Below are 15,007 nucleotides of genomic sequence, written 5' to 3' on the forward strand. Positions count from 1 at the left end.
TGGGTCAGGGGTTGCCGCCCCCGTTGCCGCCGCCGCCCCCGCCGCCGTTCTCGTCCTCGTCGCCGCCACCGGGCGCGGGGCCGGGACCGGTCGAGACGATGAGCGAGACGCTCGTCCCGACCTCGACCTCGGCACCACCGCGCGGGTCTGAGCCGATGACAGTCCCCGCGGGCCACTGGTCAGACTCCTGGGTCTGACGAGTGCCCAGGTTGAGGCCGGCGCCGTTGAGCGCGACCTCCGCCTGCTCCTCGGTCATGCCGACGAGGTTCGGCGGCACGATGGTCGTCTCCGCCGCGCGCGGGATGGCGACCTCGATCGTCACGTCCGAGCCCTGCGGGACGCTGCCCGGGTTCGGGCGCTGGCTGAGGACCTGGCCCTCGGGCTCGTCGGACTCGACCTCCTCGACGTTCGGGTTGAGGCCGAGGTCGGAGATCGCCTGCTCGGCGGCGTCGCGCTGCTGCCCCACGAGCTCGGGCAGTGTCACGAGGCCCGACGACGTGAAGATCGTGACGGCCGAGCCACTCGGGACGGACTGGTTCGCTGCCGGCTCGCTCCTCGTGACGAGGTCCTTCTCGACGTCGACCGAGTCCTCGGACCCTCCGGAGGTCACCGTGAGGCCCAGCGCCTCGATCGCCTGACGCGCCTCGTCCTGGGTCATGCCCGTGACGTCGGGGACGGCCACGGCGTCGGGACCGCCGGAGAAGAACGCCGTGACGGTCGAACCGAGGTCCGCGGTCTCGCCACCCGCAGGGTCCGTCTTCGTGAACGTGCCCTCGGGCTCCTGGGAGTCCGGGTCGATCGCCTGCGCGTACTCGAACCCGGCGCCGGTGATCTGCTGCTCGGCCTGCTCCGGCGTGACTCCAGCAGAGAGGGTCGGGACGGTGCCCGTCGTCGGTTCCTCCTCGCCCTGGCCGTTGATGACGAGCATCGTGATGATCGCCGCGAGGGCGAGCACGCCGATCGCGATGAGGGTCCACATGAGGCCCTTGCGGCTCTTCTTCTCGTCCTCGTCACCCGGGACGTCGTCACCCGGCGGGACGGCGGGGGCCACGCTCGTCGCCCACGGGTTCGGTGCGGCCGCGGCGGGGGCCATGACCTGCGTCGCGGACTCGACCATCGTGGGCTGCATGTCGGCCGCCATCGCGGCCGCGCCGAGACCGGCCGCCGCGGCGGCGACACCGAGCGACGGCGCCGTGATCGCCCCGCCGCGCACCGCGTTCTCGAGGTCGGCGCGGAACTCCGCGGCGTTCGAGTAGCGGGCCGTGCGGTCCTTCGCGAGGGCCTTGAGCGTGATGCGGTCGAGCACCTCGGGGACGTCGGGAGCGACGGCGCTCGGCGTCGCGGGAGCCTCGCGCACGTGCTGGTACGCGACGGCGACGGGCGAGTCGCCGATGAACGGCGGACGGCCCGTGAGCAGCTCGTAGAGCAGGCAGCCGGTGGAGTACAGGTCGGAGCGCGCGTCGACCGTCTCGCCGCGTGCCTGCTCGGGCGAGAGGTACTGCGCGGTCCCGATGACGGCCGAGGTCTGGGTCATCGTCGCGGCGGAGTCCGCCATGGCGCGGGCGATGCCGAAGTCCATGACCTTGACCGCGCCCGTGGGCGTGATCATGACGTTCGCGGGCTTGATGTCGCGGTGCACGATGCCCGCGTGGTGCGAGTACTCGAGCGCCGCGAGCACGCCCGCGGTGATCTCCACCGCCTCGTCGATCGGGACGGCCTGCCCGTCGCGCAGGATGTCGCGGACCGTGTGGCCCTCGACGTACTCCATGACGATGAACGGGACGTGCACCGCGTTGCCCGTGGGGTCGGAGTGCACGTCCTCGCCCGTGTCGTACACGGCGACGATCGCGGGATGGTTGAGCGACGCGGCCGCCTGGGCCTCGCGTCGGAAGCGCGCGAGGAAGGTCGGGTCGCGCGCGAGGTCGGACCGCAGGATCTTGATCGCGACGGTGCGACCGAGGCGGTTGTCGTGCCCGATGTGCACCTCGGCCATGCCGCCGCGGCCGATGAGCTCACCGACCTCGTAGCGACCGGCCAGCACTCGGGGAGCGTTGTCCACCACTCTCATTCGTCCTTCGGTGTTGTCGGGGCCGCGGGCGCGTCCGCGCACGGCACATCTGGAGGAATCATCCCACCCGCGAGGGTTCGCGAGGGCCGGAAACGCAACGATGTCGTCACGATGTCACCCCGCGCACCGGCCAGATGACCGGTGGCAGGCCGTCCGGCCCGTCAGCCGGGAGGGCCGTCCCCACGACGGCGGGGCCCGAGACTGCCGCGGCGTCGCCGTCGCTCGCACCCCGGTCGCCGAGCGTGGCGAGAGTAGCGACGACGAGCACGAGCAGGAGCCCGAGGAGCGCGACCAGCGGCCAGGTCAGGCCGTTCGGCAGCCCCCCGATGCGGCGCCCCGTCGTCGTCGACGTGCGACGCCCGCCGCTCGTCCGGGCGGGGCTCGCCTGCGCCTGGCGCCGCACCTCGGCACGCGTGGCCGGGGGACCCGACGACGCACGCTCGCCCGGGCGGCCCCCCGCGCCCGAGGCGTCCGGTGCGGCGGCCGAGCCCGTGCGTGCGGTCGCGCGCGTCGGCTGCGGACGCCGGGAGCGCGTGCTGCCGTGCATCTCGCGCCGCGGCGGGTACGCACGCGGGGCGGACGCCCCGTCGTCCTGCGCGTCGGTGGCGACGGGTCGCTCCCACGGCAGCGCGGGGCCGGGCGCGGGTGCTCCTGACGCGTCCTCCGCGGCACGCTCTGGCGCGTCGGTTCCCTCGCGCTCGGTGCCGGGCGTGCCCGACCTGCCGACGCTGTCGCGCGTGACCCACGGCGCCGCAGGGTCGGCCGGGTGCGGGTCTCGCACCGCCGTCGGGATGACGAGGGGCGTGATGACGGGCGCGAGGTCCTCGCGGGGCGGCACCGGGACGTCGGGTACGGCGCCGTCGTCGGTGCGGGCTCGTCGGGCGCGGCGCGTGGGCGCGGGCGCCGCGACGCGCGACCACGGGTCGGCGGCGAGCCGGTCCCCGATCGCGTCGAAGACCCGGGCGAGGGCGTCCGCCGGGTGCGGACGCACCAGCGGGTCCTTGGCGAGCATGGCCATGACGAGCTCGGAGAGCTCCGGGTCGACCGACGGCGGCAGCGGAGGGACGGGCTCGTTGACGTGCGCGACGGCGATGTCCACCGGCGTGGACCCGGTGAACGGGCGGTTCCCGACGATCGACTCGTACGCCACGATGCCGAGCGCGTAGACGTCCGACGCCCCGGTCGCGGCCTGCCCGACCGCCTGCTCGGGCGAGAGGTACTGGGCCGTGCCCATGACCATGCCCGTCGCGGTCATCGGCACCTGGTTCGCCGCGAGCGACACCCCGAAGTCGGTGATCTTCACCGTGCCGGAGCGGTCGATGAGGATGTTGCCCGGCTTGACGTCGCGGTGCACGACGCCGGACAGGTGCGCCGCGTGCAGCGCGAGCGCGGTCTGCGACAGGATCGGCATGAGCCGGGCGGGCGGGAGCACGGGCTCGCGCTCGAGCAGGTCGGCCATCGGCTCGCCCACGACGAGCTCCATGACGAGGTACCCGGACCCGTTGGTCTCGCCGTAGTCGTACATCTGCGCGATGTTCGGGTGCGACAGCGCCGCGCTGTTGCGCGCCTCGGTGCGCAGGCGGTTGAGGAAGTCCTCGTTGCCGGCGTACTCGGTGCGCAGCACCTTGACCGCGACCTCGCGCCCGAGCGCGTCGTCGGCCGCGACCCACACCTCGCCCATGCCGCCGACGGCGATGCGCCGCACCAGGCGGTAGCGCTCACCGAGCGTGAGCCCCCGGACGGGTCTCATCCGTTCAACACCGCCTCCATGACGGCCTTCGCGATCGGGGCCGCGATCGCGCCACCGGTCGCCTCGCTCCCCATGGATCCACCGTTCTCGACGATGACGGCGACCGCGACACGCGGGTCGTCGGCCGGCGCGAAGCTCGTGAACCACGCGTGCGGCGCGGCCTCCCCGCCGGTCTCGGCCGTCCCGGTCTTCCCGGCGACCTGCACGCCCGGGATCTGCGCGGCCTCGCCGGAGCCGTTCTGCACGACGCCGAGCATCATCTGGGTGAGCTGGTCGGCGGTCGACGGCGACACGGACGTCCGCAGGCGCCGCGGCTCGGACTGCTGCACGACGTCGAGGTCCGGGTTGCGGATCGTCTCGACGGTGTACGGGGCCATCTGCACGCCGTCGTTGGCGATCGCGGCGGAGACCATCGCCATCTGCAGCGGGGTGACGCGCACGCTTCCCTGCCCGATCGCCGCGTTCGCAGTGGCGCCGGGGTCGGCCTCCTCGTCGGTAGGGAAGTGGCTCGCCGTGACGTCCATGGGGATCTGCATGCGCTCGTCGAAGCCGAAGTCCTCGGACTGGTCGCGCAGCGCGTCGTCGCCGAGCGTCACCCCGAGCTCGGCGAACGCGGTGTTGCACGAGATGCGCAGGGCGTCTGCGAGCGTCATCTCCCCCGTCGGGGAGCAGCGGGACCCGCCGAAGTTCTGCATCGTGGAGGTCGACTGCGGGAACTGGTACACGTCGGGCGCCGGGATGACGCTCTCGGACGTGTACTGCCCGCTCTCGATCGCCGCCGCGGAGGTGACGATCTTGAACGTCGAGCCCGGCGGGTAGGTGTTGCCGCGGATGGCCCGGTTGGACAGCGGGTTGCCCTCGGCCGCGAGCAGCTCCTGGAACGCCGCTCCGGCCGCCTCGGTGTCGTGGGTCGCGAGCACGTTCGGGTCGTAGCTCGGCTTGGAGACGAGCGCGAGGACGCGGCCCGTCTTCGGCTCGAGCGCGACGACGGCGCCCCGCTGGTCCCCGAGCGCGTCCCACGCGGCCTGCTGCGCGGCCGGGTTGATCGTCAGCTCGACCGACGAGCCCTGGGGCTGCTCGCCCGTGAACAGCGCGCTGAGCCGGTCGAGCCAGAGCGAGCTCGCCTGGCCGTTGAGGTACTCGTTCTCGGCACGCTCGATCTCGTCCGTGCCGTTCACGAGCGAGAAGTACCCGGACACCGGCGCGTAGAGCGGGCCGTTCGAGTAGGCGCGCTGGAACTTGAAGGGGTCGTCCACCGGGGTCGACGACGCGATCGACTCGCCCGCGACGACGATCGGGCCGCGGAAGTTCCCGTACTCGCGGTAGATCGTGCGTGCGTTGCGCGTGTCGTTGTTGAGGGAGTCGGCCTGCACGAACTGGATGTACGTCGTCGACACCATGAGGGCGAGGAACATCACGAGCACGACGGTCGCGACGCGGCGCAGGGGGACGTTCATCGGGCTCCTCCCCACGGTCCGGGCTGGTCGGTGTGCTGCTGGTCGGCGGGGCGACGCACGACCTCGGTGCGCATCCCGTCCGCGTCGTCCACGGGCCCGACGACCGGCTGGACGCCGGTGGTCGCCCGCGCCGGCCCCCCTGCCACGGACGGGCCGCCGACCGTGGTGGGTGCGTCGTCGGGCACGGCACCGACGGTCTCGCCCCGGCCGACTACCGCGACGGGGTCGGAGTCCGCGCGCGTGCGGGCGCCGCCCGGCGCGACCTGACCCCGGACGGGCAGCGACGAGGGCCGGCGCGCGTCGTCGGAGATGCGCAGCAGCAGGCCCACCACGATCCAGTTGGCGAGGAGCGACGACCCGCCCTGCGCGACGAACGGCATGGTCAGGCCTGTGAGCGGGATGATGCGCGTGATGCCGCCGACGACGACGAAGAGCTGCCACGCCATGACGAACGCGAGCCCGCCCGCGAGCAGCTTGCCGAACCCGTCGCGCACGCCGATCGCCGTGCGCAGGCCGCGCTCCACGAGGATGAGGTAGGCCAGCAGGATGCCGATGAGGCCCGTCAGGCCGAGCTCCTCGCCCAGGGAGGCGTAGATGAAGTCGGAGAACGAGTAGGGCACCGTGCGTGGGTAGCCGGCGCCCCAGCCGGTACCGAAGAGCCCGCCGTTGCCGAGGGAGAACAGGCCGCCGACGAGCTGACCGGAGCCACCGGGGTTGCGGCCGAAGATCTCGGGGTCGAACGGGTGCAGCCACACGTCGACGCGCGCCTGGACGTGGCCGAAGGTGGTCGCCGCGAGCACTGCTCCGGCGGCGAAGAGCAGGAGGCCGATGACGACCCAGCTCACGCGCTCGGTCGCGATGTAGAGCATGGCGACGAACAGGCCGAAGAACAGCAGCGACGTGCCCAGGTCGCGCTCGAACACGAGGATCGCGAGCGAGACGAGCCAGACGATGATGATCGGCCCGAGGTCGCGCAGTCGCGGGAGCTGGAGGCCGAGCACCTTCGGGCCGGCGAGCGCGAGCGTGTCGCGGTTGGTCACGAGGTAGCCGGCGAAGAAGATCGCGAACGCGATCTTCGCGAACTCGGCGGGCTGGAGCGAGAAGCCTGCGACGTTGATCCAGATCTGCGCGCCGTTGATGCGCGTGCCGAGACCCGGGACGAGCGGCAGCGCGACGAGGACGATGCCCGCGATCATCGCGGTGTACGTGTACCGCCGCAGCGTGCGGTGGTCGCGCAGGAACCAGATCACGGCGAACGCGCAGAGGATCCCGAGCGCCGTCCACTGGAGCTGGCGTGGCGCGAGGTCCTGCGTCCCCCCGGTGATCTGCGAGCCCAGGTCGAGCCGGAAGATCATCGCGAGGCCGATGCCGTTCAGGGCCACGGCGACCGGCAGGATCACGGGGTCCGCGAACGGGGCTCGCAGGCGGAGCAGGACGTGCGCGGCGCCGGCGAGCACGACCATGCCGATGCTGTACACGTAGAACCGACCGGGAAGCTCGCCCGTCAGCCGCAGGCCGACGAGCGCGTACGCCCCGATGCCCAGCGCGAGCGCGAGGACGAGCAGACCGAGCTCCGCGCCCCGGCCGGGACGCACGTCGGTGGTCTCCACCGTCGCCATCAGGCCCCCGTGCCCGCGCCGTCGGTCGTCGCCGGGGTCTCGGTCGGCGGGGCCTCGGTGGCCCCTTCGGTCGGTGCGTCGGTGGACGCCGGTTCGTCGGTCGTCGGACTCCCCGACTCGTCCGCGGCGTCGGCCACGAGCCGCTCCGCGCGCGCCCGCGCGTCGTCGAGCGACTGCGCGGGGATGGTCGTCTCGAGGCGGTCGACGACGTAGCCCGGCAGGTCCTCGACGCGCGTGCCCGTGAGCTCGACCGGCGTCGAGAGCGTGACGGGGCCTGCGCTCTCCGGGATGCCCCGGAACACCGCGACCTGGCCGTCGGCCACGCCGACGTAGTACTGCGTCTGCGTCCAGCGGTACCCCGCCCAGAGCGCGACGCCCAGGCCCGCGACGACGAGGAGGATCGCGACGACCGTCACCCAGCGCCGCGGGGCCCGGCCGGGCCGGACGTCGTCGTCCCCGTCCGCGTCGCCGGCCCCCTCCGGACCGGGCTCGGCATCGGTCTCGGCAGTCGCGGCGTCGCCGTCGCCGGCCGTTGCCGCGCTCGCGCTCGCCATGAGCGCGGCGGCCCTCGCCGCGGGCCCGTCGGCGGCGGACGTCGGTGCGTCGCGGTCGATCGCCGCGGACCCGACGACCTGCGCGCCCGTGCCGGGCGCGCCGCCGTCGGGCAGCGCGTCCACGTCCACGACGTCCGCCACGACGACCGTGACGTTGTCGGTGCTCCCCGCACGCAGCGCGAGCTGGAGAAGGCGGTCCGCGCACGCGTCGACGTCGGTCTCGTCCGTGAGCGCCTGGGCGATCGTCTCGGGGCTGACGAAGCCCGAGAGCCCGTCGGAGCACAGGAGCCAACGGTCCCCCGGCTTCGCCTCCCGCACCGACATGTCGGGCGTGAGGTCGATGTCGAAGTCGCCCAGCACGCGCATGACGACGTTGCGCTGCGGGTGGGTCTCCGCCTCGTCCGCCGAGATGCGGCCCGTGTCCACGAGGTGCTGGACGAACGTGTGGTCGGTCGTGACCTGGGCGAGCTCGCCGTCGCGCAGGAGGTACGCGCGAGAGTCGCCGAGGTGCGCCATCGCGAGCTTGTTGCCCGAGCGGAGGATCGCGGTGACGGTCGTGCCCATGCCGGCGAGCTCGGGGTCGGTGACGCTGCGCTCGACCAGGTCCTGGCGCGCGTGGTCGATCGAGCGCTCGAGCTCGGTGAGGGCGTCGTCCGGGCCGTGCGACTCGCCGTCGAGCGGCGCGAGCGCGGCGATCGCGATCGACGACGCGACGTCGCCCCCCGCGTGGCCGCCCATGCCGTCGGCGACGACGAGGAGGTGCGGGCCCGCGTAGCCGGAGTCCTGGTTGTTGGAGCGCACGAGCCCGACGTCGGAGCGCGCGGCGTAGCGCAGGGCGATGTTCACTGCGGGCTACCTCTGCAGCTCGACGACGGACTGACCGATCCGCACGCGCGTCCCCGGGCCCAGCGGCGTCAGCTGGCCGATGCGCTGGTCGTCGACGTAGGTGCCGTTGGTGGAGCCGAGGTCCTCGACGAACCAGCCACCGTGCTGCGGGAAGATGCGCGCGTGGCGCGACGAGGAGTAGTCGTCGTCGAGGACGAGCGTGCAGCTCGGCGCCCGCCCGATGAGGATCGACGACGTCGTGAGGGGGATCGTCGTGCCCGTCAGGGGACCGGCGGTGACGACGAGCCGCGAGGGACCCGCGGGCGCGGACGGGCGCGACGGCTCGGGGGCCGCTGCCGGCGTGGGGCCCGACGTCGGGCGGTCCACGGGCGCGCCCTTGCGGCCTCGACGCGGGGTGATCTTCGTGCCGTACAGGTCCCGCCGCAGCACCCCGATCGCGGAGAGGACGAACACCCAGAGCAGCACCAGGTAGCCCAGCCGCAGCAGGGTGAACGTGAGGTCGGTCATGCGGGCCGGATCACCACTCCTCGTTGTCTGACGCGCCGGTCCAGAACATGATGCGGGTCCGCCCGATCGTCAGGGAGTTGCCGTCCAGGAGCGTAGCGGCCGGGACCTGGTGGCCCTCCACGAAGAGACCGTTGGTCGAACCGAGGTCCGTCGCGATGACGCCCTCGGGCGTCACGCGGATCTCCAGGTGACGGCGCGAGACTCCGGGATCGTCGACGACGATGTCGGCCTCCGAGCCGCGGCCGATCACCGTGACCGGGCCGGTGAGCAGGTAGCGCTGGCCGTCGATGTCGACGAGCGGGTGCCGGGTGCTCGGGGACGCCGACGTCGCAGGGGCGACGTTGCCGCGCACGCTCGCCGAGCGGAGCTGGAAGCGTCCGACGTCGAGCGCGTCGTTCTGCTCGAAGCTCACGCTCACCGGACCCACGAAGGCGTAGTGCTGCGACGCCGCGTACTGCGTGACGTTCGACGCCAGCTCGTCGGCGAGCGTCTCCGCGCCCCAGCCCTCGACCTGGCCGAAGTCGTCCACCGACAGCTCGATGGTGAACTCGTTGGGGACGACCGTGCGCTCGCGGTCGACGACGGCGGCGCGGTCGTCCACCTCGCGTCGGAGCGCGCTCGCGAGCTCCACGGGCTTGACCTCGCTGCGACCGACCTTGGCGAACGCGTTGTTCACGACGCGCTCGACACCCTTCTCGAAGCGATCCAGGACTCCCATGCCACCTCCTCCCGTTCCTCGCTCGTGCACGACGCAGACCGCGTCGCAGCCTGCGTCCAGGCAGACTACCTAGATCGTATCGACCACGTCTGCGCGATCGGCCCGATTCGTCGCGCGATCTCCGGACGGATGTGGCGCGTTCGTGGCGGAGCGTGTGAACGTCGGGCACGCGCGGTGGCAGGCCGGCGTGATTCCGGGGGCGACCATGCACCGTGCTAGTCTTCTGCGGCACGCGCGAGTGGCGGAATGGCAGACGCGCTGGCTTCAGGTGCCAGTGTCCGAAAGGGCGTGGGGGTTCAAGTCCCCCCTCGCGCACGTGGCGAGGGTTTCGACTTCTGAGTCGGAAGACCTTCGGAGAGTCCCGGTCAGGTGATCCTGGCCGGGACTTTCTGCGTCCCAGGGTCAGGGCGGAGCGGTGGACTACGGCGGACGTCGGCGACGCGATCAGTGCACCGGGAGCCGTGGGTCGGGCGGGGTCCAGCCCATCGCGGCCTGCGAACCGCGCGTGATCGCGGAGGCTGGTGTCAGTCCCATCAGCCTGTTCCGCACGGTCTGCCGCCAGCCGCCGCCGAGGTGGGAGCCGAACCGTCCGGTCACGACCGAAGCCCTGGCGAGCGCCCGGCACCGCGGGCGCCGCTCGGCGTCGTACCCGGCGAGCGCGGGCGCGAGCCGTCCGCCCGCGGCGACCGGCGACCCGACCAGCAGCCCGACGCACAGCCCGTCCTCGAGCGCGGTCGCGGCACCCTGCCCCATCGTGGGCAGGGTGCCGTGCGCGGCGTCGCCGACCAGCACCACGCGGCCGGACGCGTACCGGGGCGCGCCGCCGGGCAGGTGGTGGACGTCATGCCGCAGCACGGCCTCTGGCGAGGTCGCGGCGAGGACGTCCTGCACCGGCGAGGCCCACCCCGCGAACCGCTCGCGCGCCGCGGCGAGCTCGTCGTGGAGGCGTGTGCGCTCCGGCATCGCGACGTACCCGTACCAGTAGGTCTCCGCGGCGGCGACGCGCAGGATGCCGAACTCGGCGTGCGGGCCCCAGTACTGCCGCAGCGCGACGTCGCCGTACGCGCCCGGCACGACTGCGCGCCAGCTCGAGAACCCGCTGTACACGGGCCGGACCGAGGGAAACAGCGCCGCCCGGACGGCACTTCGGATCCCGTCGGCGCCGACGACGAGCCCCGCCTCGCGGCCCGCGACCACGGCAGCCCGTCCTTCCGGGTCGCCGGGGTCGAGCGCCGTCACGGGGACCCCCGTGACGAGCTCGACACCGAGCTCCTCGGCCCGGCGACGCAGCGCATCGTGCACGCGGCGCCGGTGTACCCCGACCAGGCCGACGGACGCCCGCATCAGCGTGGTGTCGGGCAGGGCGAGGATCGGCCGCCCGTGCAGGTCCCACGTGCCGCCCGCCCACGTCGGGTACCCGAGCGCCGCGACGTCGTCGTCGTCGAACCCGAGCCCCCGGAACGCCGCGACGGCGTTGCGCGACATGGCGAACCCCGCCCCGACCTCGCCGAGCTCGCCCGACCGTTCGAGGACGGTGACCTCCCATCCTGTCCGGGCGAGCGAGACCGCGGAGGCCAGGCCGGCGATGCCGGCCCCGACGACGATCGCGGTACGAGTCATGGCAGTGCTCCTCGTGTCGTTCGACGGTCCCGACGGAGCCCGAGCGGGAGAGATACCACTACGAGCGTTGTAGAACCAATGTTGTCATACTGGCGCCATGCCGAGGACCAACCCGGGGCGCCGGACCGCTCTCGCCGACGCCGCCCTGTCGCTCCTCGCGACGGACGGCGTGCACGGGCTCACCCACCGCACGGCCGAGCGAGCGGCAGGACTCCCGGCTGGGACCGCGGCGAACTACTTCCGCAGCCGCGAGGAGCTGCTGGTCGCCGCCGCCGAGCGAGCCGTGGATCTCCACCTGACCGACATGAACCGGATCGACCGCACCCTCGACCTGACCGGCTCGCCGGACCCGCTGACGGAGCTCCTCGCCGCGTCGCTCGAGGACGCCGTCACGACGTCGCGCGATCGGTACCTCGCGATCTTCGAGCTCCAGCTCGAGGCGCGACGCCGCCCGGTGCTCGGTGCGGCGCTGTCACGGCTCGGGTCGGTCGCGACCGCGTTCACCGCCGACGAGCATGCCGCGCTCGGGCTCGCCGTCCCGCCCGACGCGATCCCCACGCTCGTCGCCCTCTACGGGGGAACGCTGTTCTCCCTCGTCAGCGCCCCCGGCGACGTCGACCGCGAGGCGGCCCGCCAGCTCGCCCGCGCGATCGTGCGCGGGGCACTGGAACCTACCCGGTCCGTCGAGCCGCCGGCGAAGCCCCACGACACTCCGTAGGAGCAACGCCAAGGGGTACGCGTCAGACGCACAGATGCGCGGCGGCGGGCGCGCGCGGCAGCCACACGTCAATTCCTGGCAAGGGCGAGTTCATCGAACTTCCATGAGGCGCACTACTTGCGCGCGGGAAACCGGTTCCCTACACTCGAGAAACCGGTTACTCAGATCTGTTCCTCATCTCGGAGCCCTGGGAAGCGTTCCAGGGCGGTCCGCCTGACGAAGTCGTCGGCGACGAGCGGAGGGCGCGTGACCCCGCGCTCCCTGCACCGACTGGGGGCGCCGCGTCGACCGACGCGGAGACGTGAGATCTCGGAGTGGACCGTGAGGTACCACCGCACTGCCCCGATTCGACGACGAAGGTGAGGCACGACGATGAGACGACCAGTCGCACGACGACTGCTCGCAGCAGGAGCCGCGACGGCCCTGGCCGCCACGATGGGTGTGACGGCCCTGACCACGACCGCGAGCGCGGCCGTGACCGGCAGCCCGACCGGCTACGCGACCCAGAACGGCGGGACGACCGGCGGCGCCGGCGGACAGACGGTCCGGGCCACGACAGGCACGCAGATCCACGCGGCCCTGTGCAACCGGGCCGCCGACGACACCCCGATCATCATCGAGGTCGAGGGCACCATCAACCACGGCAACACGGCCAAGGTCTCGGGCGAGAGCTGCAACACGGCAGCCGGCGTCATCGAGCTCAAGCAGATCAGCAACGTGACGATCGTCGGCGTCGGCAGCGGCGCGACATTCGACCAGCTGGGCATCCACATCCGTGAGGCCCGCAACATCATCATCCAGAACGTGACCGTCAAGAACGTCAAGAAGTCGGGCTCCCCGACGTCGAACGGCGGCGACGCGATCGGCATGGAGTCGGGCGTCAGCAACGTGTGGGTCGACCACGTGACGCTCGAGGCCTCGGGCGGCGAGTCCGAGGGCTACGACGGCCTGTTCGACATGAAGGGCGACACGAAGTACGTGACGCTCTCGTACAGCATCCTGCGCAACTCCGGGCGCGGTGGCCTCGTCGGCTCCGGCGACAGCGACCTGGGCAACGGCCCCGTGACGTACCACCACAACCTCTACGAGAACCTCGACTCCCGTGTCCCGCTGCTCCGCGGCGCGACGGCACACATCTACAACAACCACTACCGGGGCATCAAGGAGTCCGGCATCAACGCCCGCGCGGGCGGCAAGGCCAAGGTCGACAACAACTACTTCGAGGACTCGAAGGACGTCCTCGGCACCTTCTACACGGACCTCCCGGGTTCGTGGCAGGTGTCAGGCAACGTGTTCGACAACGTCACGTGGAGCCCCAAGGGCGGCGACATCAACCCGGCCGGGCCGAACCCGACGTCGACCACGACGATCTCCGTCCCCTACTCGTTCACCCTCGACGGCGCGAGCTGCGTCCCCAACCTCGTGAGCGCGACGGCGGGCGCGAACAAGGGCCTCAAGGTCTCCGACGGCTCGTGCACGCCGCAGACGCCGGACCCGGACCCGACCGACCCGACCGACCCGGACCCGACGGACCCGGACCCGACGGACCCTGACCCGACCGACCCGGACCCCACCGACCCGCCGGAGCCGACCGCCGAGACGATCTACGTCGCGCCGAACGGCAGCGCGAGCGCGGCCGGCACGCTGTCGGCGCCGACGACGCTCCCGGTCGCGATCGACCGCGTCGCCTCGGGCGGCGAGATCTTCCTGCGCGGCGGCACGTACAACCTGTCGTCGACCGTCACGATCGAGCCGGGCAACGACGGCACGTCGGGCAACCGCACGCTGCTGTCCGCCTACCCCGGTGAGAAGCCGGTGCTGAACTTCTCGGCGCAGGCCGAGGACCCCGCCAACCGCGGTCTCGCCATCGGCGGCGACTGGTGGCACGTCTACGGGATCGTGGTCGAGCACGCCGGTGACAACGGCATCCTCCTCGGCGGCAACAACAACGTCATCGAGCGCGTCGTGACCCGCCACAACAACGACACGGGGCTGCAGCTCTCCCGTCTCGTCGCCGGCGCGCCGGCGAGCGAGTGGCCGTCGAACAACCTCATCGTGTCGAGCGAGTCGCACGACAACGTGGACTCCGACGGCGAGGACGCGGACGGCTTCGCGGCCAAGCTCACCTCCGGCCCGGGCAACGTGTTCCGCAACACCGTGGCGCACCACAACATCGACGACGGCTGGGACCTGTACACGAAGACCGACACCGGTCCGATCGGTGCCGTGACCATCGAGAACTCGCTCGCCTTCGAGAACGGCACGCTGTCCAACGGCGGCCAGGCCGGGAACGGTGACCGCAACGGCTACAAGCTGGGCGGCGAGGGCATCAAGGTGAACCACGTCGTGCGCAACTCGTTCGCCGTGAACAACGGCAAGCACGGCTTCACCTACAACTCGAACCCGGGCTCGATCACCGTGAGCGGCAACGTGGCGGTCGGCAACGCGGAGCGCAACTTCAGCTTCGACGCGGGGACGCACCGCTTCAGCGGCAACGTGTCGTGCGACTCCGGCGCGAACGACAAGACGGTCGGCACGGACGCGGGCGGCAACTCGTTCTGGTCCGGTTCGAACAGCTCCGCGTGCGGGGCGTACGACGGCGAGCTCGGCTGGTCGTTCGCGGCCGACGGCTCGCTGCGGGTCGCCTTCGGCGGCGAGCCGACGAACCCGACGGACCCTGACCCGACCGACCCCGACCCGACGGACCCCGACCCGACCGACCCGCCGTCGGGCACGAACCTCAGCATCGGCGCGGGTGCGGACGGCTCGAGCAAGGCGAGCGGCACGAGCTATGGCGCCGTCGTCGACGGCGACACCGCCACCTACTGGTCGCCCGCCGGCTCGACCGGCACGGTCTCGGTCAAGTGGGGCACGGCGAAGACGGTCTCCTCGGTCGTCATCCGGACCGCGTCCGGCGGCGGCACGCTCGGCTCCTGGAGGCTCGTGAACAACGACACGGGCGCGGTCCTCAAGACCGGCTCGGGCGCGGGGACGGTGACCTTCCCCGCGACCTCGACCACGAAGGTCAACCTCGTGATCACGAGCGCGTCGGGCACGCCGCGCATCGCCGAGCTCGAGACCTACGCCGGGTAGCCCGACCCTCCTCACGGAGACCCGTGCACCACGTCGGGGCGGGGACCGCCGTCGGTC

General features: G+C 72.4%; 10 protein-coding genes and 1 tRNA gene. 3 read left to right on the forward strand and 8 right to left on the reverse strand.

Annotated elements, in window-relative coordinates; translation table 11 throughout:
- Positions 1–4: 4 nt before the first annotated feature.
- The 7 genes from pknB to ACMXGY_RS00150 all read right to left on the reverse strand — a co-directional run bounded on the left by pknB (position 5) and on the right by ACMXGY_RS00150 (position 9,519).
- Positions 5–2,068, reverse strand: a complete 2,064-nt coding sequence (gene pknB / locus ACMXGY_RS00120; RefSeq protein WP_483774864.1) for a Stk1 family PASTA domain-containing Ser/Thr kinase — start codon at positions 2,066–2,068, stop codon at positions 5–7.
- 106 nt (positions 2,069–2,174) lie between these two features.
- Positions 2,175–3,818, reverse strand: a complete 1,644-nt coding sequence (locus ACMXGY_RS00125; RefSeq protein WP_483774865.1) for a serine/threonine-protein kinase — start codon at positions 3,816–3,818, stop codon at positions 2,175–2,177.
- On the reverse strand, positions 3,815–5,275 hold the full coding sequence (locus ACMXGY_RS00130) for a peptidoglycan D,D-transpeptidase FtsI family protein (RefSeq protein ID WP_483774866.1): 1,461 nt from the start codon (positions 5,273–5,275) through the stop codon (positions 3,815–3,817). Before ACMXGY_RS00130 ends, ACMXGY_RS00125 begins: the two co-directional genes overlap by 4 nt.
- On the reverse strand, positions 5,272–6,894 hold the full coding sequence (locus ACMXGY_RS00135) for an FtsW/RodA/SpoVE family cell cycle protein (RefSeq protein WP_483774867.1): 1,623 nt from the start codon (positions 6,892–6,894) through the stop codon (positions 5,272–5,274). The genes ACMXGY_RS00130 and ACMXGY_RS00135 overlap by 4 nt, the downstream gene beginning before the upstream one ends.
- A complete protein-coding gene (locus ACMXGY_RS00140) occupies positions 6,894–8,294 on the reverse strand; it encodes a Stp1/IreP family PP2C-type Ser/Thr phosphatase (protein WP_483774868.1) in 1,401 nt (466 codons plus the stop codon). The genes ACMXGY_RS00135 and ACMXGY_RS00140 overlap by 1 nt, the downstream gene beginning before the upstream one ends.
- 6 nt (positions 8,295–8,300) lie before the next feature.
- Positions 8,301–8,801 (reverse strand): FHA domain-containing protein FhaB/FipA, encoded by a 501-nt coding sequence (locus ACMXGY_RS00145; protein WP_483774869.1) that lies wholly within the window; start codon positions 8,799–8,801, stop codon positions 8,301–8,303.
- A gap of 10 nt (positions 8,802–8,811) precedes the next feature.
- Positions 8,812–9,519, reverse strand: coding sequence for an FHA domain-containing protein (locus tag ACMXGY_RS00150; protein ID WP_024841610.1), 708 nt, complete (start codon positions 9,517–9,519; stop codon positions 8,812–8,814).
- A gap of 232 nt (positions 9,520–9,751) precedes the next feature.
- On the opposite strand from ACMXGY_RS00150, the gene ACMXGY_RS00155 reads away from it, so the two are divergent.
- Positions 9,752–9,834 (forward strand) — tRNA-Leu (locus ACMXGY_RS00155).
- A gap of 129 nt (positions 9,835–9,963) precedes the next feature.
- Here ACMXGY_RS00155 and ACMXGY_RS00160 read toward each other — a convergent pair.
- Positions 9,964–11,139 carry an FAD-dependent oxidoreductase gene (locus tag ACMXGY_RS00160; protein ID WP_483774870.1) on the reverse strand — a complete coding sequence of 392 codons (1,176 nt, stop codon included), beginning with the start codon at positions 11,137–11,139 and terminating at the stop codon, positions 9,964–9,966.
- A gap of 97 nt (positions 11,140–11,236) precedes the next feature.
- Here ACMXGY_RS00160 and ACMXGY_RS00165 point away from each other — a divergent pair, with 97 nt between their 5' ends.
- Both ACMXGY_RS00165 and ACMXGY_RS00170 read left to right on the forward strand, forming a co-directional pair.
- Complete coding sequence (locus ACMXGY_RS00165; protein ID WP_483774871.1) at positions 11,237–11,857, forward strand: TetR/AcrR family transcriptional regulator; 621 nt, start codon at positions 11,237–11,239, stop codon at positions 11,855–11,857.
- Positions 11,858–12,229: 372 nt separating this feature from the next.
- Positions 12,230–14,950 (forward strand): pectate lyase family protein, encoded by a 2,721-nt coding sequence (locus ACMXGY_RS00170; protein ID WP_483774872.1) that lies wholly within the window; start codon positions 12,230–12,232, stop codon positions 14,948–14,950.
- Positions 14,951–15,007 lie beyond the last annotated feature (57 nt).

Source organism: Cellulosimicrobium sp. G4 BAM 1002, assembly GCF_057126935.1.